General features: G+C 70.9%; 16 protein-coding genes and 1 pseudogene. 11 read left to right on the forward strand and 6 right to left on the reverse strand.

Annotated features, from left to right (window positions below; genetic code table 11):
• The first annotated feature begins 58 nt into the window (after nucleotides 1-58).
• Nucleotides 59-445, forward strand: a complete 387-nt coding sequence (locus KYX17_RS24735; RefSeq protein WP_243230770.1) for a VOC family protein — start codon at nucleotides 59-61, stop codon at nucleotides 443-445.
• 32 nt (nucleotides 446-477) lie between these two features.
• On the forward strand, nucleotides 478-825 hold the full coding sequence (locus tag KYX17_RS24740; RefSeq protein ID WP_243230904.1) for a TfoX/Sxy family protein: 348 nt from the start codon (nucleotides 478-480) through the stop codon (nucleotides 823-825).
• A 14-nt stretch (nucleotides 826-839) separates the two neighbouring features.
• Here KYX17_RS24740 and KYX17_RS24745 read toward each other — a convergent pair whose 3' ends face one another.
• On the reverse strand, nucleotides 840-2,069 hold the full coding sequence (locus KYX17_RS24745; protein WP_243230771.1) for an HNH endonuclease signature motif containing protein: 1,230 nt from the start codon (nucleotides 2,067-2,069) through the stop codon (nucleotides 840-842).
• Nucleotides 2,066-2,311 carry a hypothetical protein gene (locus tag KYX17_RS24750; protein ID WP_243230773.1) on the reverse strand — a complete coding sequence of 82 codons (246 nt, stop codon included), beginning with the start codon at nucleotides 2,309-2,311 and terminating at the stop codon, nucleotides 2,066-2,068. Before KYX17_RS24750 ends, KYX17_RS24745 begins: the two co-directional genes overlap by 4 nt.
• Nucleotides 2,312-2,582: 271 nt before the next feature.
• On the opposite strand from KYX17_RS24750, the gene KYX17_RS24755 reads away from it, so the two are divergent.
• On the forward strand, nucleotides 2,583-3,761 hold the full coding sequence (locus tag KYX17_RS24755; protein ID WP_243230774.1) for a Cmx/CmrA family chloramphenicol efflux MFS transporter: 1,179 nt from the start codon (nucleotides 2,583-2,585) through the stop codon (nucleotides 3,759-3,761).
• A gap of 39 nt (nucleotides 3,762-3,800) precedes the next feature.
• Here the strand turns inward: KYX17_RS24755 and KYX17_RS24760 are convergent, their stop codons facing one another.
• Both KYX17_RS24760 and KYX17_RS24765 read right to left on the reverse strand, forming a co-directional pair.
• Entirely contained in the window at nucleotides 3,801-4,601 is an 801-nt protein-coding gene (locus tag KYX17_RS24760) for an alpha/beta fold hydrolase (protein WP_243230775.1), read from the reverse strand.
• Complete coding sequence (locus KYX17_RS24765) at nucleotides 4,598-5,050, reverse strand: NUDIX hydrolase (protein ID WP_243230776.1); 453 nt, start codon at nucleotides 5,048-5,050, stop codon at nucleotides 4,598-4,600. The genes KYX17_RS24760 and KYX17_RS24765 overlap by 4 nt, the downstream gene beginning before the upstream one ends.
• A gap of 125 nt (nucleotides 5,051-5,175) precedes the next feature.
• Here KYX17_RS24765 and KYX17_RS24770 point away from each other — a divergent pair, with 125 nt between their 5' ends.
• The 4 genes and pseudogenes from KYX17_RS24770 to KYX17_RS24785 all read left to right on the forward strand — a co-directional run bounded on the left by KYX17_RS24770 (nucleotide 5,176) and on the right by KYX17_RS24785 (nucleotide 8,628).
• Complete coding sequence (locus KYX17_RS24770; protein WP_243230778.1) at nucleotides 5,176-6,135, forward strand: ABC transporter ATP-binding protein; 960 nt, start codon at nucleotides 5,176-5,178, stop codon at nucleotides 6,133-6,135.
• Nucleotides 6,136-6,138: 3 nt separating this feature from the next.
• A complete protein-coding gene (locus KYX17_RS24775) occupies nucleotides 6,139-6,891 on the forward strand; it encodes an ABC transporter permease (RefSeq protein WP_243230779.1) in 753 nt (250 codons plus the stop codon).
• Nucleotides 6,892-6,924: 33 nt separating this feature from the next.
• Nucleotides 6,925-8,019 (forward strand): sensor histidine kinase, encoded by a 1,095-nt coding sequence (locus KYX17_RS24780; protein WP_243230781.1) that lies wholly within the window; start codon nucleotides 6,925-6,927, stop codon nucleotides 8,017-8,019.
• Nucleotides 8,016-8,628 (forward strand): annotated as a pseudogene (locus tag KYX17_RS24785) (response regulator). The gene KYX17_RS24780 and the pseudogene KYX17_RS24785 overlap by 4 nt, the downstream one beginning before the upstream one ends.
• Before the next feature lie 15 nt (nucleotides 8,629-8,643).
• On the opposite strand, the gene KYX17_RS24790 reads toward KYX17_RS24785, so the two are convergent.
• The gene (locus KYX17_RS24790; protein WP_243230785.1) at nucleotides 8,644-10,398 is read right to left on the reverse strand and encodes a thiamine pyrophosphate-binding protein; all 1,755 of its coding nucleotides are present in this window, start codon (nucleotides 10,396-10,398) and stop codon (nucleotides 8,644-8,646) included.
• 103 nt (nucleotides 10,399-10,501) lie between these two features.
• Between KYX17_RS24790 and KYX17_RS24795 the strand changes: the two genes are divergently transcribed.
• Complete coding sequence (locus KYX17_RS24795) at nucleotides 10,502-11,044, forward strand: phosphoribosyltransferase (RefSeq protein ID WP_243230786.1); 543 nt, start codon at nucleotides 10,502-10,504, stop codon at nucleotides 11,042-11,044.
• 35 nt (nucleotides 11,045-11,079) lie between these two features.
• Nucleotides 11,080-12,186, forward strand: coding sequence for a DUF998 domain-containing protein (locus tag KYX17_RS24800; protein ID WP_243230788.1), 1,107 nt, complete (start codon nucleotides 11,080-11,082; stop codon nucleotides 12,184-12,186).
• A gap of 4 nt (nucleotides 12,187-12,190) precedes the next feature.
• Here KYX17_RS24800 and KYX17_RS24805 read toward each other — a convergent pair whose 3' ends face one another.
• Entirely contained in the window at nucleotides 12,191-13,045 is an 855-nt protein-coding gene (locus tag KYX17_RS24805; protein WP_243230789.1) for a MurR/RpiR family transcriptional regulator, read from the reverse strand.
• Nucleotides 13,046-13,108: 63 nt separating this feature from the next.
• Here KYX17_RS24805 and KYX17_RS24810 point away from each other — a divergent pair, with 63 nt between their 5' ends.
• Both KYX17_RS24810 and murQ read left to right on the forward strand, forming a co-directional pair.
• Complete coding sequence (locus KYX17_RS24810; protein ID WP_243230791.1) at nucleotides 13,109-13,999, forward strand: BadF/BadG/BcrA/BcrD ATPase family protein; 891 nt, start codon at nucleotides 13,109-13,111, stop codon at nucleotides 13,997-13,999.
• Entirely contained in the window at nucleotides 13,980-14,924 is a 945-nt protein-coding gene (gene murQ, locus KYX17_RS24815) for an N-acetylmuramic acid 6-phosphate etherase (protein ID WP_243230798.1), read from the forward strand. Before KYX17_RS24810 ends, murQ begins: the two co-directional genes overlap by 20 nt.
• Nucleotides 14,925-14,932 lie beyond the last annotated feature (8 nt).

The raw sequence follows: 14,932 nt of genomic DNA on the forward strand, positions 1-14,932 counted from the left end.
CGTCGGGCCGCTCTAGCTTGGACTCGGGCGGGAGACTCCCGCCGTGGAGGTGTGGGCGATGGACTGGAAGATCGAGCTGATCTTCGTGCCGGTGAGCGACGTCGACCGGGCGAAGGACTTCTATGTCAGGATCGGCTTCAACGCCGATCACGATCAGACGCCGTACGAGGGCCTGCGGTTCGTGCAGATGACTCCGCCGGGGTCGGCCTGCTCGATCGCCTTCGGCACGGGCCTCGGCGAGGGGATGGAGCCGGGACAGCAGAACTCGATCCAGGTCGTCGTGCCGGATGCGGACGCGGCTCTCGCTCAGCTGCGCGAGGTCGGCGTCGAGGCGCAGGGCGTCGATGAGCAGGCCTGGGGACGTTTCGTCACGTTCGACGATCCCGACGGGAACACCTGGACCCTCCAGGAGCTGCCGGACTACTCGGCCGCGAACCAGGCCTGAGGCGTGCGGGTGGCAGGCCGGCGGCCGGCGTGATGTCTCCGGAGCAGGCGGAGCTCGTCGCTCGGCTGCGAGCGGTGTTCGGTGATGAGCCGGTCGTCCGAGAGGTGTCGATGTTCGGCGGCCGCGCGTTCATGGTGAACGAGAAGATGGCGGTGGGGGCTCTCAAGAGGGGTGATCTCCTCGTGCGGGTCACAGCCGACCGGCACGAGGAGCTGCTCCGGATTCCCGGAGCGACGCAGGCGGAGATGGGCGCAGGACGCGACATGGGGCCGGGGTGGATCGAGGTCGCGGCGTCCGCCGTCGCCGAGGATGCCGGTCTGCGTTTCTGGACAGGCGTCGCGATGGAGCACAACCGGACGGTGACGGGCGGCGCGGTCTAGCGAATCCGGCGACCTCACCCGCCCACCCAGGCCGGCAGCGAGGCTCGGGGCGTTCGCCACTCTTGATGCGGATCCCACCATGCCGGACCGCGGATCTGGGGCGTGCCTCCCACCATGCGGATGCTCCATCCGGAGTGGTCGATCGTGCGGTGATGCCACCAGCAGAGCGGCACCCCGTTGTCGGTGTGGGTGGGTCCGCCGCGTGCATGCTCGACGACATGGTGGATCTCGCACCAGGAAGCGGGAACGTGACACCCCGGGATGAGGCATTCCTTGTCGCGGAGCACGATCGCGCGGCGCTGGTGGACGGTGAAGACCCGATCCGTCGTGCTGATTCCGACGATGCGGCCCTCGTGGAACAGGACGCGCTGGATCGTCGCCGAACACGCGGCATGGGCGGCGACCGACACCGGCACCGGCTCGTCGACGCCGGCGACGTGCGCCCACCCGGTGCCGCGGACGAAGTCCTCGGCATCCACCTGCACGACGAGCGTGGGCGCGGCCCCGCCGAGCGAGGGCATCTCGTCATGACGGGCGGCGATCCCGAGAGCGAAGGCGAGCGCGTCGTGCTGCTTCTGAGCGAGCGTGCGCGGATCGATCACGTTGCGCGGGTCCGAATTGAACTCGTCGTCCGCGAGGAGCTCGCCGTCGGAGTGCGCGCTGTCGTGGAAGGCCACGCCCAGATCGGGCGCGCCGTCGACCCTGGGGTTGTTCAGCGCGTCCAGGATAATTCTGAGCTGCCCGTAGACCTCTGGCATCAGCGCGCCGCGAAGCGTATAGACCCCGTCGCGCAGGCGCCCGATCGTGAGCGAGCGGTTCTGCGCCGCCTGCGCCTCGGTCGGAGCGGACCCGTCCGGATCCAGATAGGTTGCGATCAGGTGCGCGAACTGACGTAGATCGTCCGGCGTCGCGGGCGGCGCCGGGTTCGGGAACTCCCCGTCGTCCGACACCTCCTCCGCGGCGGCGTCGAGGCCCCGCGCGCAGGCGGCGAGCTCTGCGTCGGCACGCAGCCGGTCTCCGCCGCTGATGCGATCGCGAGTCCGATCGATCGGATCGATCGCCGCGATCAGCCCGGCGATTCCGATGACTCCGTCCAAGAGAGCCTCGCGCAGCGCAGGCCAGCGCGGTTCCAGCGGCGCGCCTGTGGTGAGCTCCACATCCCGATGCACGGCACCGGCCGACTTCACGATCCGGGCCGCGCCGGACGCGTCCACCCGCAGCACGCGCTGGAGCAGCTCGTTCATGTTCCGGCATCCGAACACCGCAGGGAACGTCGGAGCACCGGAACCGGCGGGCGACCGTCGACCGATGCGACCGTCTCGACCACCAGCGCCTCCACGCGGCGCTGAGCCTCGCCGGCCAGCCGGAGAACATCCATCTTCTCCGCATCCGACATCGCGTCCAGACCAGAGGAGCGCACGGCTTCCGCGATGGTGAGATCGAGGTCGGAGACGACCCGATCGAGAACTGCCGCGGTGCTGTTCATACCCCCATTCAACGCCGGGCCACCGACATTCGACCCGGCCGAGACCGGAGTTGTCCACAGCCTCCGGGCAGAAGGACGAAGACGGAGCCGTGTACAGTTCTGTGCCATGTCGAGTCCGGAATCAGACAGGTCAGGGGCTGCCGGTCGCACCGCCAGCCCCGTGAACCGCTGACACGACGCCCGCCCTCTGCGCGGGCGTGATCCGGCGACTCCCGCTGCAGGCGTGGTGACGAGAAGAACCTGTTCCCGATCTCTCACCTCGGAGTACTCGATGCCTTTCTCCCTCTACCTGCTCGCCCTGGCGGTCTTCGTCATGGGCACCTCGGAATTCATGCTCGCGGGGCTGATCTCCGCGATGGCGACCGATCTCGATGTGACCATCGGTGTCGCCGGATTGCTGGCCTCCGCCTTCGCCGTCGGGATGGTCGCCGGCGCCCCGCTGATGGCGGCGTTCGCCCGACGCTGGCCACCGCGGGTCGCGCTGCTCGTGTTCCTGTGCGCGTTCGCGGGCTGCCATGCGATCGGCGCGATGACGTCCGCGTTTCCCGTCCTGCTCGTCACCCGCACCGTCAGCGCGCTGGCGAGCGCCGGCTTCCTCGCTGTTGCGCTGAGCACCGCCACCAGCCTGGTGCCCGGTGACAGGAAAGGACGTGCTCTGTCGGTCCTGCTCTCGGGCACGACGATAGCCACTGTCGCCGGCGTCCCCGCCGGTGCCCTGCTGGGCGACATGGCGGGCTGGCGGGCGACGTTCTGGGTGATCGCGATCCTGTGCGTTCCCGCCGCTCTCGGCGTCGTCAGTAGCATCCCGAGTCGCCCGCTCGGATCTGCGCCGGGTGCCCGCCCACCGGCTCTTCGCGACGAACTCCGCCTGTTGCTGGTGTCACCGCAGCTCATCCTCATGATGACGCTCGGCGCACTGATCAACGGCGGCACCTTCACGGCCCTGACGTTCCTGGCTCCACTCGTGACGGAGAACGCGGGACTCGCCGACGCATGGGTTCCGGTCGTGCTCGTGATGTTCGGCATCGGGTCATTCCTCGGTGTCACGATCGCGGGTCGGCTGTCGGACCGCCGTCCAGGACTCGTGCTCGCTGTCGGCGGCCCCCTGCTGCTGTCGGGCTGGTGCGTTCTGGCGCTCACGTCGGCACATCCCGGCATCCTGATCGCCATGGTGCTCGTCCAAGGTCTTCTGTCCTTCGGCGTCGGGAGCACCGTCATCGCCCGAGTGCTGTACGCGGCCTCGGGTGCGCCGACGATGGGCGGCTCCTATGCCACGGCCGCGCTGAACCTCGGTGCCGCCGTCGGCCCTGCGCTCGGAGCGATCGCGCTCGCCATCGGAGGGGAACCGATCGCGCCCGTCTGGGTCGCGTGCGCCCTCGTCGCGATCGCCCTCGCGATCATGGCGCTGTCGCGGGCCGTGCTGACCGCCGTCGTCACGGCGACCGGATGAAGTCGTGATGCCCGTACGTCGCCGATCGCCGTGCGGGCATCACCTCCAGCCGTCCAGGGTGCTCAGCAGAACGCGCGACGCCTCCTCGGGGGCGTCCCACGTCACGATGTGACCGGCATCCGGGATCACGTGCTCGTCGATCCCTTCGGCCAGTGCCCAGCGCGGCATGGCAGTGGCGATGTTGCCGGTGCGGTCCGCGGCTCCCCGGACGAGAGCGAGTGGAACCGGACAGTGGTAGGCGGGATCCGGCTCGACGAACGAGACCGTCGCACGCCAGACGTCGAGGAACAGGCGCTTCGGCATCCGCGCGAAGGTCGCCTCGGTGCGGGCGATCGCGGAGGGGGAGACGGCCGAAGCCCGGGCCATGATCCCGGGTAGGGAACGCGCGGGCACCAGCGCGAGCGACGGCGCCGCGAGCCGAAGACCCCACCGCTCCCACCGGGTCAGAGGCCCCGCGTTCCACGTCGAGTCCAGGACGACCAGGCCCGCGGTCCGTTCCGTCCGCGTGCGCGCGAACGCCTGCACGAGGTTCCCTCCGAGCGAGTGCCCGACGAGGACGGCGCGCTCGACGCCGCATCGATCCAGCAGCGCCGTCAGATCGCCGAGGATGTCCGCAGCCGTGAACCGGGATGCCGCGGCGAGCGTCGATCGCCCGTGTCCCCGCAGATCCCAGGAGACGACACGGTAGCCGGCATCCACCAGCGCGGCAGCAGGTGCCTCGAACATCGTCCGGTCCATGCCGGCGCCGTGGCAGAGGACGACCGCCGGGCCGCCACCGCCCGAGTCCCAGAACGCGATGTGCGCGTCCGGGCGGGTCAGCCGGGACAGCGACGCGCTCATGCGTCAGCGATCACGGGCTCGTCCGCGAGTGCGAACAGCGCGTGCGGGGCGCCGGAGGGGAACAGCGGGCGGACTCCGTCGCGGAGCTCGGCGACCGGCACCCAGCGCACCGGGGAGCCCTCGTCCAGCACCTCCAGTTCGGCGTCCAGCGGCAGGGCATCCAAGTCGGCAGAGGCGACCGCGAAGATGTGTGCGATCTCGTGGCCGGGCTCGCCCTCGTAGGTGAAGAGGTTCTCGGACACGGCGAGCAGGGTCGAACCGTCGAGGGTCACGTCCAGCTCCTCCCTGAACTCGCGGTGCAGGGCTTCCTCCGCCCGTTCGCCGAACTCGATCCCTCCGCCGATCGCGCGATAGAAGTCCTGCCCGAGCGACCGGTCGCGACCGCACAGCACCAGGACGTGACCGTCCTTCACGGGCAGGCCGACACTGATGTTGCGGATCGCGGGCATCTGAGAACTCTAGGGTACGAGACGGCCTCGACGCCTCGATCCGCGCCCGCCTCGTGACACGCGTCACGTCCGATCGATGACATCTCCCTCCGGCGGTCCGCTCATCTCCTGGCCAGGCTGGAAGCATGCACACACTCAGTCCGGCGCCCGTCGCGTCCACCGGAACGTCGTCCCAACCGGCGATCGAGTTCACCGGCGTGCGCCGCCACTTCGGTCACGGCGATCGCCGTGTCCAGGCGGTCGACGATGTCACCCTCGCCATCGCGCGCGGTGAGGTCGTCGCTCTGCTCGGTCCGAACGGCGCGGGCAAGACCACGACGCTCGACATCCTGCTCGGCCTCTCCGAACCCAGCGAAGGGAGAGTCCGCGTGCTGGGGGAGCGTCCCCAGCATGCGGCATCGCGCGGCGCGATCGGGGCGGTCCTGCAGACCGGAGGACTGCTCTCGGACCTGACCGTGCGCGAGACCGTGAGCCTCATCGCCTCGCTGCACGGACCCGCGTCTCTCGCGCGGGTTCCCGAGGTGCTCGAGCGCGCTGACCTCGACGGGATCGCGCGGCGCCGGGTCGCGAAGTGCTCGGGAGGTGAGCAGCAGCGCATCCGATTCGCTCTCGCGCTGGTCGCCGACCCCGACATCCTCGTCCTGGACGAACCCACCGCCGGGATGGATGTGACCGCGCGGCGACACTTCTGGGACGTCATGCGCACGGATGCCGCAGCCGGCCGCACCATCCTCTTCGCCACGCACTACCTCGAAGAGGCCGAGCAGTTCGCGCACCGCACGGTAGTCATGCATCGCGGCCGGGTGGTCGCCGACGCACCGACCGCGCAGCTGCGCGCGGGTCTGGGTGCCCGACGCGTCTCGGCGACCCTGCCGACCGGAGCGGCGGATGCCGCAGACGATCTCCTCGCGATGCTGAACGCGCACGAAGGAGTCACTGACCTGCGCCGGGAGGCCGATCGCGTGAGCCTGCTCGCCGTGGACTCCGACAGCGTGGCCTCCGCCCTGCTGGATGCCGGTGCCCGCGACCTGGAGATCGCCGCTCCGACCCTGGAAACCGCCTTCACCGCTCTGACGGAGGACTGAACGATGATCTCGTCGACCATGCTGCGCATCGAGGCCGTCCGCCAACTGCGCAATCCGTACACGCTCGCCTTCACCCTGACGATGCCGGTCGTCATGTACCTGCTGTTCGGGGCGAGCGCCGCCTACGGCGGCCAGCCCGCCGGGCACGGCAACGTCTCGTTCTACGTCATGGTGTCCATGGCGGCGTATGGCACCGCCGTGGCGATGAGCTCGCTGACCTCGCTCGCCGCGGTCGAGGCGAAGCAGGGCTGGGGGCGTCAGCTCGCCATGACCCCGCTCAGCACGGCCGGATACGCCGCGACCAAGCTGGTCACGGCCGTGGGGTTCGCCGCGCTGGCCCTGATCGCCGTGTTCACTGCCGGCCTGATCACCGGAGCCGAAGCCGAGGACGCCTGGCGCTGGGTCGCGTCGGCGGGGATCATCCTCGGAGCGGGGCTCATGTATGGCCTGTACGGGCTGGGCGTCGGCCTGTTCTTCACCTCCGACACGGCCGCGGCGCTGGCCTCGATCTCGCTGACCTTCTTCGCGTTCTTCGGGAACGTGTTCATGCCGCTGGACGGGGTGATGCTCGACATCGCCCGGTTCACGCCGCTGTACGGCTACGTCGCACTGTGCCGGTGGCCGCTCACGGACGGCATGCTGACCACGGGGCAGACCGACCCCCTGTGGGCGGTGCTGCTGAACATCGCCGTGTGGCTGGTCGTGTTCTCGCTGCTGGTGTTCGCCGGGGCGCGGCGGGCGCGTTCGCGCCGGTAGTCCGGGCGGGCCGGGCGTGGCAAGGTGGGGGAGATGAGGACGCACACCCGGCGCACCGCGCAGAAGCCGTGGGAGCGGTTCGCGTCGGTGATGGCCCTCATCTGGCTGGTCTTCCTCATCTATCCGATGGTGGGCCTGGTGCGCTCGGAGGCCGCGACGGCGTGGGTCGTCCTCGGGTGGACCGCGCTCGTCCTGTTCGTCGTGCTGTACGTGGTCGGGGCGATCCGCGGCATGCGCAGCGATGCGCCGATCGGGTCGCCGCGCGGACCGGGTCCCTGGCTGTTCTTCGCCGGGCTGATCTGCTGCGCACTGCTCTGCGCTCCGGCGGTGGGGGGAACGGCGCTGAGCTTCCTGCCGTTCATCATGTCCTTCGCCTCGTACGGCCTCACCCGTGCGTGGCACTGGATCGCGATCGCCGCAGCGCTGATCATCGCTGCTCTGTTCGTCCTGCTCGCCCCCGGCGGTGTCGGATACGTCACGCTGCTCATCATCATCGCGCTGCTCGCGGTGGTGAACACGGTGTCGACGACGCTGATCACCCGGTCGGCCGAGGCCGAACGGCTGGGCCTCGAACTGGCCACGAGCACGGGGCGCGAAGCCGTGGCGCGCGACGTGCACGATCTGATCGGACATTCGCTGACGGTCGTGCGACTCAAGGCGCAGCTCGCCCGCCGGCTGATCGACTCCGACCCGGAGCGCGCCAGAGCCGAGCTTGCCGACATCGAGTCCCTCACAGCCGAGGCGATCGCCGGGGTGCGCGCGACCGTGTCCGGTGCACGGACGGTCACGCTCGACGAGCAGCTGGCGGCCAGCGGCGACGCGCTGCGGGCCGCGGGGGTCGAGCTCGCGGTCGACGGCGACCCCGCAGCCCTGTCGCCGGCGCAGGCGCTGACCGCCACCTGGATTCTGCGCGAGGCGACGACGAACGTGCTGCGCCACGCCGAGGCATCCCTGGTGCGCGTGCAGGTCGGGCCGGGACGGCTGTCCATCGCGGACGACGGCCGCGGGCGGAGCGATCAGGAGGGCAACGGCGTGCGTGGCATGCGCGAGCGCGCGGCCGCCGCCGGTGCGCGCTTCCGGATCGACGACGAGGACTCCGGCGGAACCCTCGTGGAGGTGATGTGGTGAGCGAAAGCATCCGCGTGGTGATCGCCGACGATCAGGCGCTCGTACGAGGCGCGCTCGCCGCGCTGCTGGAGCTCGAAGGCGACCTCGAGGTGGTCGGCTCCGCGGCGGACGGCGAAGCGGCGGTGAGCCTGGTGCGCGAGACGGCACCCGATGTCTGCCTGATGGACATCCAGATGCCGGGGACGGACGGCATCGACGCGACCCGGCGGATCCGCGCGGCGAGCGAGGCGACGAAGGTGCTCATCGTCACGACTTTCGCGCCCCGGCTATCTGCGTCAGGCTCTGGATGCCGGAGCCAGCGGCTTCGTCGTGAAGGACACTCCGGCGGAGCAGCTCGCCGACGCGGTGCGCCGCGTCCACGCAGGGAACCGCGTCGTCGATCCGGCGCTGGCCGAGGAGAGCCTGTTCAGCGGAGCGAATCCGCTCAGCGAGCGGGAGCGCCAGGTGCTGAGACTCGCCGCCGACGGCCGGTCTGCGGCCGCCGTGGCATCCGAGGTGTTCCTCTCCGCGGGGACCGTGCGCAACCACCTGTCGTCCGCGATCGGCAAGACCGGAGCCGCGAATCGCGCTCAGGCCGTGCGCATCGCGCAGGACAAGGGGTGGATCTGACGGGGAGCACCCCGGTCAGGAGTTCACACGGATGATCTCCTCCTGGTACGGCGCGATCACGTCGCCCGAGATGCGCAGATCCAGGAGGAGGAAACGGCGTGCGGAGGAATCCTCTGCGGCCCAGGATCCGAGCCTGTCCAGATCGGCGAGGGTGCGGACGACGACGCCCTCGGCCCCCACCGCGGAGGCGAACGCGGCGAAGTCGACCTCGGGGATGCGCATCGGCTCCTCGGCCAGCCCCTTCAGACCGTACAGATTGACCTCCGCACCGTAGGCCGCGTCGTTCCAGACCACGGCGCATCCGCGCCCGCCGGCCGTCCGGACGGCGGATTCGAGGTCGGCGACGGCCATGAGCCCGCCGCCGTCCCCCGTGGTCAGGACGATCGTCGCCTCCGGACGGGCGCGTGCCGCGCCGACGACGCTGGGCCAGCCCTGGCCGATGGCCTGGAAGGCCGTGCCGACCATCATCATGCGATCGGGAGACGCCACCGGCCAGTACATGTTCGCCCAGCCGATGAAGTGACCGCCGTCGGACACCACGATCCGGTCCGCGGGCAGCAGCTCGGCGATCCGGCGGGCGGCCGAACGGGGGTCGAGGCGTCCGTCCGGCGCCTGTTCATCGCCAGGAGCATAGGCGCGCGCGGCCGCGACGTCGACCGACTCCCGCCACGGCGTGCGTCGAACTCCTGCAGAATCGCGTCTCGCGGCATCCGCGGAGCCGGAAGTGTCGGAATCGCCGGAGTCCGGCACGGCCCCGGCCCCGGCCCCGGCCCCGGAATCCGACGCCGCGGTCACCCGCGTCACGAGCTCCTCGGCGACGAGTCGCGCGTCGCCGCGGACGAAACCTCCGACATGAGCGTGCGTCGCCGACGCGGACACGTCCACCTGGTACACCCGCGTCCCGGGAGCGAACAGGGCACCGAAGCGCATCGTGAACTGGTTCAGCGATGCGCCGAAGACCACCGCGACGTCGGCACGGCGAACGAGCTCCATCGCGCCCTCCGCCCCGAAACCCCCGGTGACTCCGAGGTCGTACTCCGCGCGCAGGAAGACGCCGCGACCGAGCGCCGTGGATGCTGTGAGAGCGCCTGCCGCGTCGGCCAGGCGTCCCAGGGCGTCTCCGGCACCGGCCAGCCACGCGCCGCGTCCGGCGAGCAGGAACGGGCGCTCGGCGCACGCCAGGGCCGACGCGATCTCGTCCAGCATCCCTTCGGCGAACGGCCCGGCCGGCGCCATCGGTGCCGGCAGTCGCAGCGTCGCCGCGCGCTCGGCCGTGTCCTCGTCGGCCTCCAGCGCCGCCACATCGTACGGGATCGCCAGGACGACCGGCACCCGATAGGTGAGGGCGTGCTCGATCGCGATGATCGTGGTCGCCGAGGCATCCGCTCTTCCGACCGTGTAGGTCCGCGCGCCGACCGCGGAGGCGAGCGCGATCTGGTCCACGTCCCACGGACGCGGGCCTGAGGTCGGCTCGTCACCGACCACGAGCACCAGCGGGATGCGCGCCTGCACCGATTCGGCCAGGGCCGTCAGGGTGTTCGTGAAGCCCGCGCCGTAGGTCGCCGTCCCGGCCGCGATCCGCCCGGATGCGCGGTAGTGCGCGTCGGCGGCGACCACGGCGCCCTGCTCGTGCCGGACCGCCGTGAACGACGCGGCGGTCTGCGTCTCGATGGCATCCAGGAAGTAGGCGTTGCCGTTGCCCATCACGCCGAACACGGCATCGACGTGCTGGGCGAGGGTGCGGGCGACATGGGCGGACACGGTGGGCATGCGAGAGCCTTTCGACACGGACGGAGGAGGGTTTCCGTATGTGTCTCGCCCCGCCGCGTCGTCGCCGCGGGCTTCGTGCCCCTTTTTCGGGCACCGGCGTCGGATGCCGGACAGGACACATTCTAGAGTGGATGCCGTGACTGATGCAGCGAACGAGCGCGAGACCCTCACCTGGGACGGATTCGGCGAGGCGACGCGGGATCTCGCGCGCCGGATCCTCGACAGCGGGTTCGTCCCCGAGGTCGTCGTCGCGATCGCCCGCGGCGGACTGCTGCCCGCCGGCGCCATCGCTTACGGACTCGGCGCGAAGAACTGCGGGGCGATCAACGTGGAGTTCTACACCGGGGTCGGCACCGTCCTCGAAAATCCCGAGGTGCTGCCGCCCGAGCTGGACATGGCCTACCTCGACGGGCGGCGCGTCCTGCTCGTGGACGACGTCGCGGACTCGGGGCGGACGCTGGCGCTCGCCGCGCATCTGCTGGAGGACATCGGCGCCGAGGTGCGCTCGGTCACGATCTACACCAAGCCCTCGACGATCATCCAGCCGGACTACGCCTGGAAGGACACCGACCTCTGGATCGACTTCCCGTGGTCGTACAAGGGCACCGTGCGCGAAGAGGACCAGGGACTTCCGCCGACCGCCTGACGTCACCGGGGCCCGGCAGGCTCTATCGTGAGGGCATGCAGACTGCGGAGACCTCGCGCGTGAACGACTGGCTGGGCCGTTTCGTCCGGCGCCCCGGAGAGACGACGATCTCGATCGAGGCCGTCGCGCTGCTCATCGGAGCGGCGTTCTTCGTACTGGCATTCCTCATCTCGTTCGTCGTCTTCTGGGGGCGCACGCTCGAGATCACCGGGCCGGGATCGATCGGAAACTACGCCTCGATCGGCGGCGCCGTCGTCGCGGTTCTCGCCGTCGCGCTCGCGCGGCTGGGCGTGCGCGAACGAGGGGAGCGTCCGGTGCTGCGCCCGGACGGGCTCGCCCTGCCGGACGCCCACGTGCGGTGGTATGAGAGCGCGGCGATCGCGCTCGCGTTCGCGGCGACCGCTCTGCTGGGCTGGGAGGGGATCGCCGTGCTCCTGTCGCAGAGCTTCACGGGGGCGCCCGTGTTCGCCTTCCCCGGGGCGATCCTCGTCGCCGTGGCGTTCGCCCTGACCGCTTACATCTGCTACCTCAGCGCGGCGACCCTGACGCCGTTGTCGCTCTCGCTCGTGCTCGCGGTGTTCCTCGTCGTCGGTGCGTTCGCCAGCATGCTGACGGCGACGGATCCGCTGTGGTGGCAGGACAACCTTTCGGCGCTCGGCATGGCCAGCAACGCCTCGGCCTGGATCTTCAACGGGACGCTCATCATCGCCGGGATCATCGTCACGACGATCGCCCGCTACGCGACGGCGGGTCTGCCGGTCGACACGGAGAAGGCTCGCCGCGGTCGGCGCTTCGTGCGCATCGGGCTGGTGCTGATCGGGCTGTTCCTGGCGTGTGTCGGCATCTTCCCCGTCGACGCGTTCTTCCTGCTGCACAACACCGTCGCCACGGGCATGGCGGTCGCGTTCGCGGCGCTCGTGATCGGACTGCCCTGGCTGCTGCCGACCATCTCCCGCGTGTTCGTGGTCCTCGGGTACGTGTACGTCGGTGTGATCGTGCTGCTCGGCGTGTTCTTCGCGACCGGCTACTACAACCTCACCGCGGTCGAGCTGATCGCGGCGGTGCTCATCTTCAGCTGGATCATCGTGTTCCTGCGCACGGCGAGCGTCGGCGTGCCCGTGGTCGCTTCCGGCGAGGCGTGACGGTTCAGCGCAGCTGCCTGGTGGCCTCGTGCGTGCGTCGCAGGGCGTCGACGGTGTCCCCGTAGCGGCGCTGTGCGACGCCGAGGAAGAGGCAGTCGACCACAGCGAGCTGAGCGATCCTGCTCACCATCGCGCCGGCACGGAAAGCGGGTTCGCGCACCGCGGTGTACAGGACGTGCTCGACGGCTCCCGCGAAGCGCGAGTCCCGGGCGGATGTGACGCCGATGGTCGTGGCGCCGGCGGCGCGGGCGGTCTCGATGAAGCGCAGCGTCTCGACGGTCGAGCCCAGGTGCGAGAAGCCCATCGCCACTGTCGCGGCGTTCGAGAGCGCGGCGGAGCTGACGGCCTCGTGCGCGTCGGAGAGGACGAGGGCATTGCGCCCGACGCGCAGCAGCTTGTGTCCGAGGTCGGCCGCGGTGAAGTGGCTGGCTCCGATCCCGAACAGCAGGATGCGGTCGGCGGCGTCGATCGCGCCGACGGCGGCGGCGAGGGCGTCGAAGTCCAGCGCGGCGATGGTCTCCTCGATCGCCAGCACCTCGAGCGATGCCATGGTGGCGGCGATCTCGGGCAGCGAGTCGTCCGCACCGATCTCGGAGCCGAAGCCGTTGCGCTGTCCGAACTGCGCCGACTCCCGGCCGATCTCCGAAGCGAGCGAGATGCGCAGCTCGGCGTAGCCGGTCACCCCGACGGCGCGACAGAACCTCACGACGGAGGCGACGGACGTGCCGCAGCGCTCGGCGAGCTCGGTGATCGACAGGCGCGTGATGAGCGCCGGGTCCCGGCGGATCTCCTCTGCGATGCGCTGAAGGGCGGGGGACAGCGCGGGCGCCGTCGCGTCGATGCGCGTCTGGATGCTCATGCGTCTCCTCGGAAGAGCCGAAAGTTCATTACACCTCGTTGTTCGGAACTGTAGACTATTTTCATGCGTGCAGCGGCCATCGATCTCGGAAAGACCCGGTGCCGGTTCGTCGTCTCCGACGCCGCGGCTCCGGTCCGACGCGACGGCCCGGGGGCTCCCGGACTGGCGGCTCCCGGGGGAGTGGATGCCGCCCTGGAAGCCATTGTGCCCCTGCTGGACGCCGCAGCGCACGCGATCGACGTGCTGGGCGTCGGCGCGGCGGGCGCGTGGGCAGCTCCGGAGGCCGCCCGGCAGTTCGCGGGCGAGCTCGCCGTGCGCACCTCGGCGCGGGTCGCGGTGGCATCCGACGTCGTGACGGCCCATGCCGGTGCGCTGGTCGGATCGCCCGGAGTTCTCCTCATCGCCGGCACCGGTGCGGCCGCGCTCGGGGTGGATGCCCGGGGCGTCCGACTCGTGGACGGCTGGGGCCCTGAGCTGGGCGACCTCGGCAGCGGCTCGTGGCTGGGGCGGGAGGGGATCCGTGCGGTCCTGCGCGCCGGCGCCGGACTCGGCCCCGCCACCGCGTTGTCCGCCGCGCTCGATGCGCACATTGCCCCGTCACCTGACGTGCACGCGTGGCTCGCCGGTGGCGGGCCGGCCGCGCGGCACCTCGCGACCTTCGCGCCCGTCGTGCTGGACGCCGCTGCCGACGGCGACGACGCAGCGGCAGGGATCGCCGCCGAGGCCGTGCGGCTGCTCACGGCCTCCGCCGCGGCGGCGGCCGGCGCCGATTCCCGCGTCGCCCTGCACGGCGGCCTGACGGACCATGTCTGGTTCCGGACCGCCCTCGAAACCGCCCTCGTCTCCGCGAGCCGCACGGTCGTGCCGGCGCGCGGAGACGCCCTCGACGGCGCGCTGCTGCTGGCCGCGCGCACCGACCTGCCCCACGAAAGGTATGTGCATCGTGCAGGATGACTCCTCCCGCTTCGCCGAACTGCTCGCCGAGCTGTCCGGACTCACGACCGAGGCGCAGACCGCGGAGCGCGGCGATCTCGATCTGCTCAGCACGATCGAGCTCGTCCGCGCCATGAACGCCGAGGACCGTCGCGTCCCGGAGGCCGTCGCCGCGCAGGCTGAGCCGATCGCTGCAGCGGTCGACGGCATCACAGAGCGCTTTCGCCGCGGCGGGCGCCTGATCTACATCGGCGCGGGCACGGCGGGGCGCATCGGCGTGCTGGACGCCAGCGAATGCCCGCCGACGTTCGGCACCGACCCCGCCATGGTGGTCGGCGTGATCGCCGGCGGCGAGAAGGCGATCCGCTCGGCCGTGGAGGATGCCGAGGACGACGAGGACGCCGCGATCGCCGACCTCGACCGGCTGTCGCTGTCCGCGGACGACACGGTCGTCGGCATCTCGGCATCCGGGCGCACGCCGTACGTGGTCAGCGGGCTCGTGCACGCGCGGGAGACCGGAGCGCTCACGGTCGCGATCGCCGCGAACGCGGGCTCCGCGATCGGATCGGCCGCCGAGATCGCGATCGAGGTCGTCACCGGGCCGGAATTCATCTCGGGATCGACGCGGTTGAAGTCCGGCACGGCGCAGAAGCTGGTCGTCAACATGCTGACGACGCTGTCGATGATCAAGCTCGGCAAGACCTACCGAGGCGTCATGGTGGACCTGGTCGCCACGAACGAGAAGCTGCGCGTGCGCAGCGTCCGCACCGTGTCACAGCTGGCCGGCGCGAGTGTGGAGGAGGCCTCCGCGGCGCTGCGCGCCGCCGACGGCTCCGTCAAGCTCGCGCTGCTGATGCTGGCGACCGGGGCGGATGCCGCGTCCGGCGCCGCCGCGCTGGAGGCGTCCGGCGGTTGCCTGCGGGACGCGATCAGCGCGCTGAGCTGAGGCGGCGG

The organism is Microbacterium sp. CIAB417 (assembly GCF_022788845.1).

What these genes read in the sequence shown, in the direction of transcription:
- KYX17_RS24735 (WP_243230770.1), top strand. Translation starts at nt 59, where the DNA reads ATGGACTGGAAGATCGAGCTGATCTTCGTGCCGGTGAGCGACGTCGAC.
- KYX17_RS24740 (WP_243230904.1), top strand. Translation starts at nt 478, where the DNA reads ATGTCTCCGGAGCAGGCGGAGCTCGTCGCTCGGCTGCGAGCGGTGTTC.
- KYX17_RS24745 (WP_243230771.1), bottom strand. Translation starts at nt 2,069, where the DNA reads ATGAACGAGCTGCTCCAGCGCGTGCTGCGGGTGGACGCGTCCGGCGCG.
- KYX17_RS24750 (WP_243230773.1), bottom strand. Translation starts at nt 2,311, where the DNA reads ATGAACAGCACCGCGGCAGTTCTCGATCGGGTCGTCTCCGACCTCGAT.
- KYX17_RS24755 (WP_243230774.1), top strand. Translation starts at nt 2,583, where the DNA reads ATGCCTTTCTCCCTCTACCTGCTCGCCCTGGCGGTCTTCGTCATGGGC.
- KYX17_RS24760 (WP_243230775.1), bottom strand. Translation starts at nt 4,601, where the DNA reads ATGAGCGCGTCGCTGTCCCGGCTGACCCGCCCGGACGCGCACATCGCG.
- KYX17_RS24765 (WP_243230776.1), bottom strand. Translation starts at nt 5,050, where the DNA reads ATGCCCGCGATCCGCAACATCAGTGTCGGCCTGCCCGTGAAGGACGGT.
- KYX17_RS24770 (WP_243230778.1), top strand. Translation starts at nt 5,176, where the DNA reads ATGCACACACTCAGTCCGGCGCCCGTCGCGTCCACCGGAACGTCGTCC.
- KYX17_RS24775 (WP_243230779.1), top strand. Translation starts at nt 6,139, where the DNA reads ATGATCTCGTCGACCATGCTGCGCATCGAGGCCGTCCGCCAACTGCGC.
- KYX17_RS24780 (WP_243230781.1), top strand. Translation starts at nt 6,925, where the DNA reads ATGAGGACGCACACCCGGCGCACCGCGCAGAAGCCGTGGGAGCGGTTC.
- KYX17_RS24790 (WP_243230785.1), bottom strand. Translation starts at nt 10,398, where the DNA reads ATGCCCACCGTGTCCGCCCATGTCGCCCGCACCCTCGCCCAGCACGTC.
- KYX17_RS24795 (WP_243230786.1), top strand. Translation starts at nt 10,502, where the DNA reads ATGCCGGACAGGACACATTCTAGAGTGGATGCCGTGACTGATGCAGCG.
- KYX17_RS24800 (WP_243230788.1), top strand. Translation starts at nt 11,080, where the DNA reads ATGCAGACTGCGGAGACCTCGCGCGTGAACGACTGGCTGGGCCGTTTC.
- KYX17_RS24805 (WP_243230789.1), bottom strand. Translation starts at nt 13,045, where the DNA reads ATGAGCATCCAGACGCGCATCGACGCGACGGCGCCCGCGCTGTCCCCC.
- KYX17_RS24810 (WP_243230791.1), top strand. Translation starts at nt 13,109, where the DNA reads ATGCGTGCAGCGGCCATCGATCTCGGAAAGACCCGGTGCCGGTTCGTC.
- murQ (WP_243230798.1), top strand. Translation starts at nt 13,980, where the DNA reads ATGTGCATCGTGCAGGATGACTCCTCCCGCTTCGCCGAACTGCTCGCC.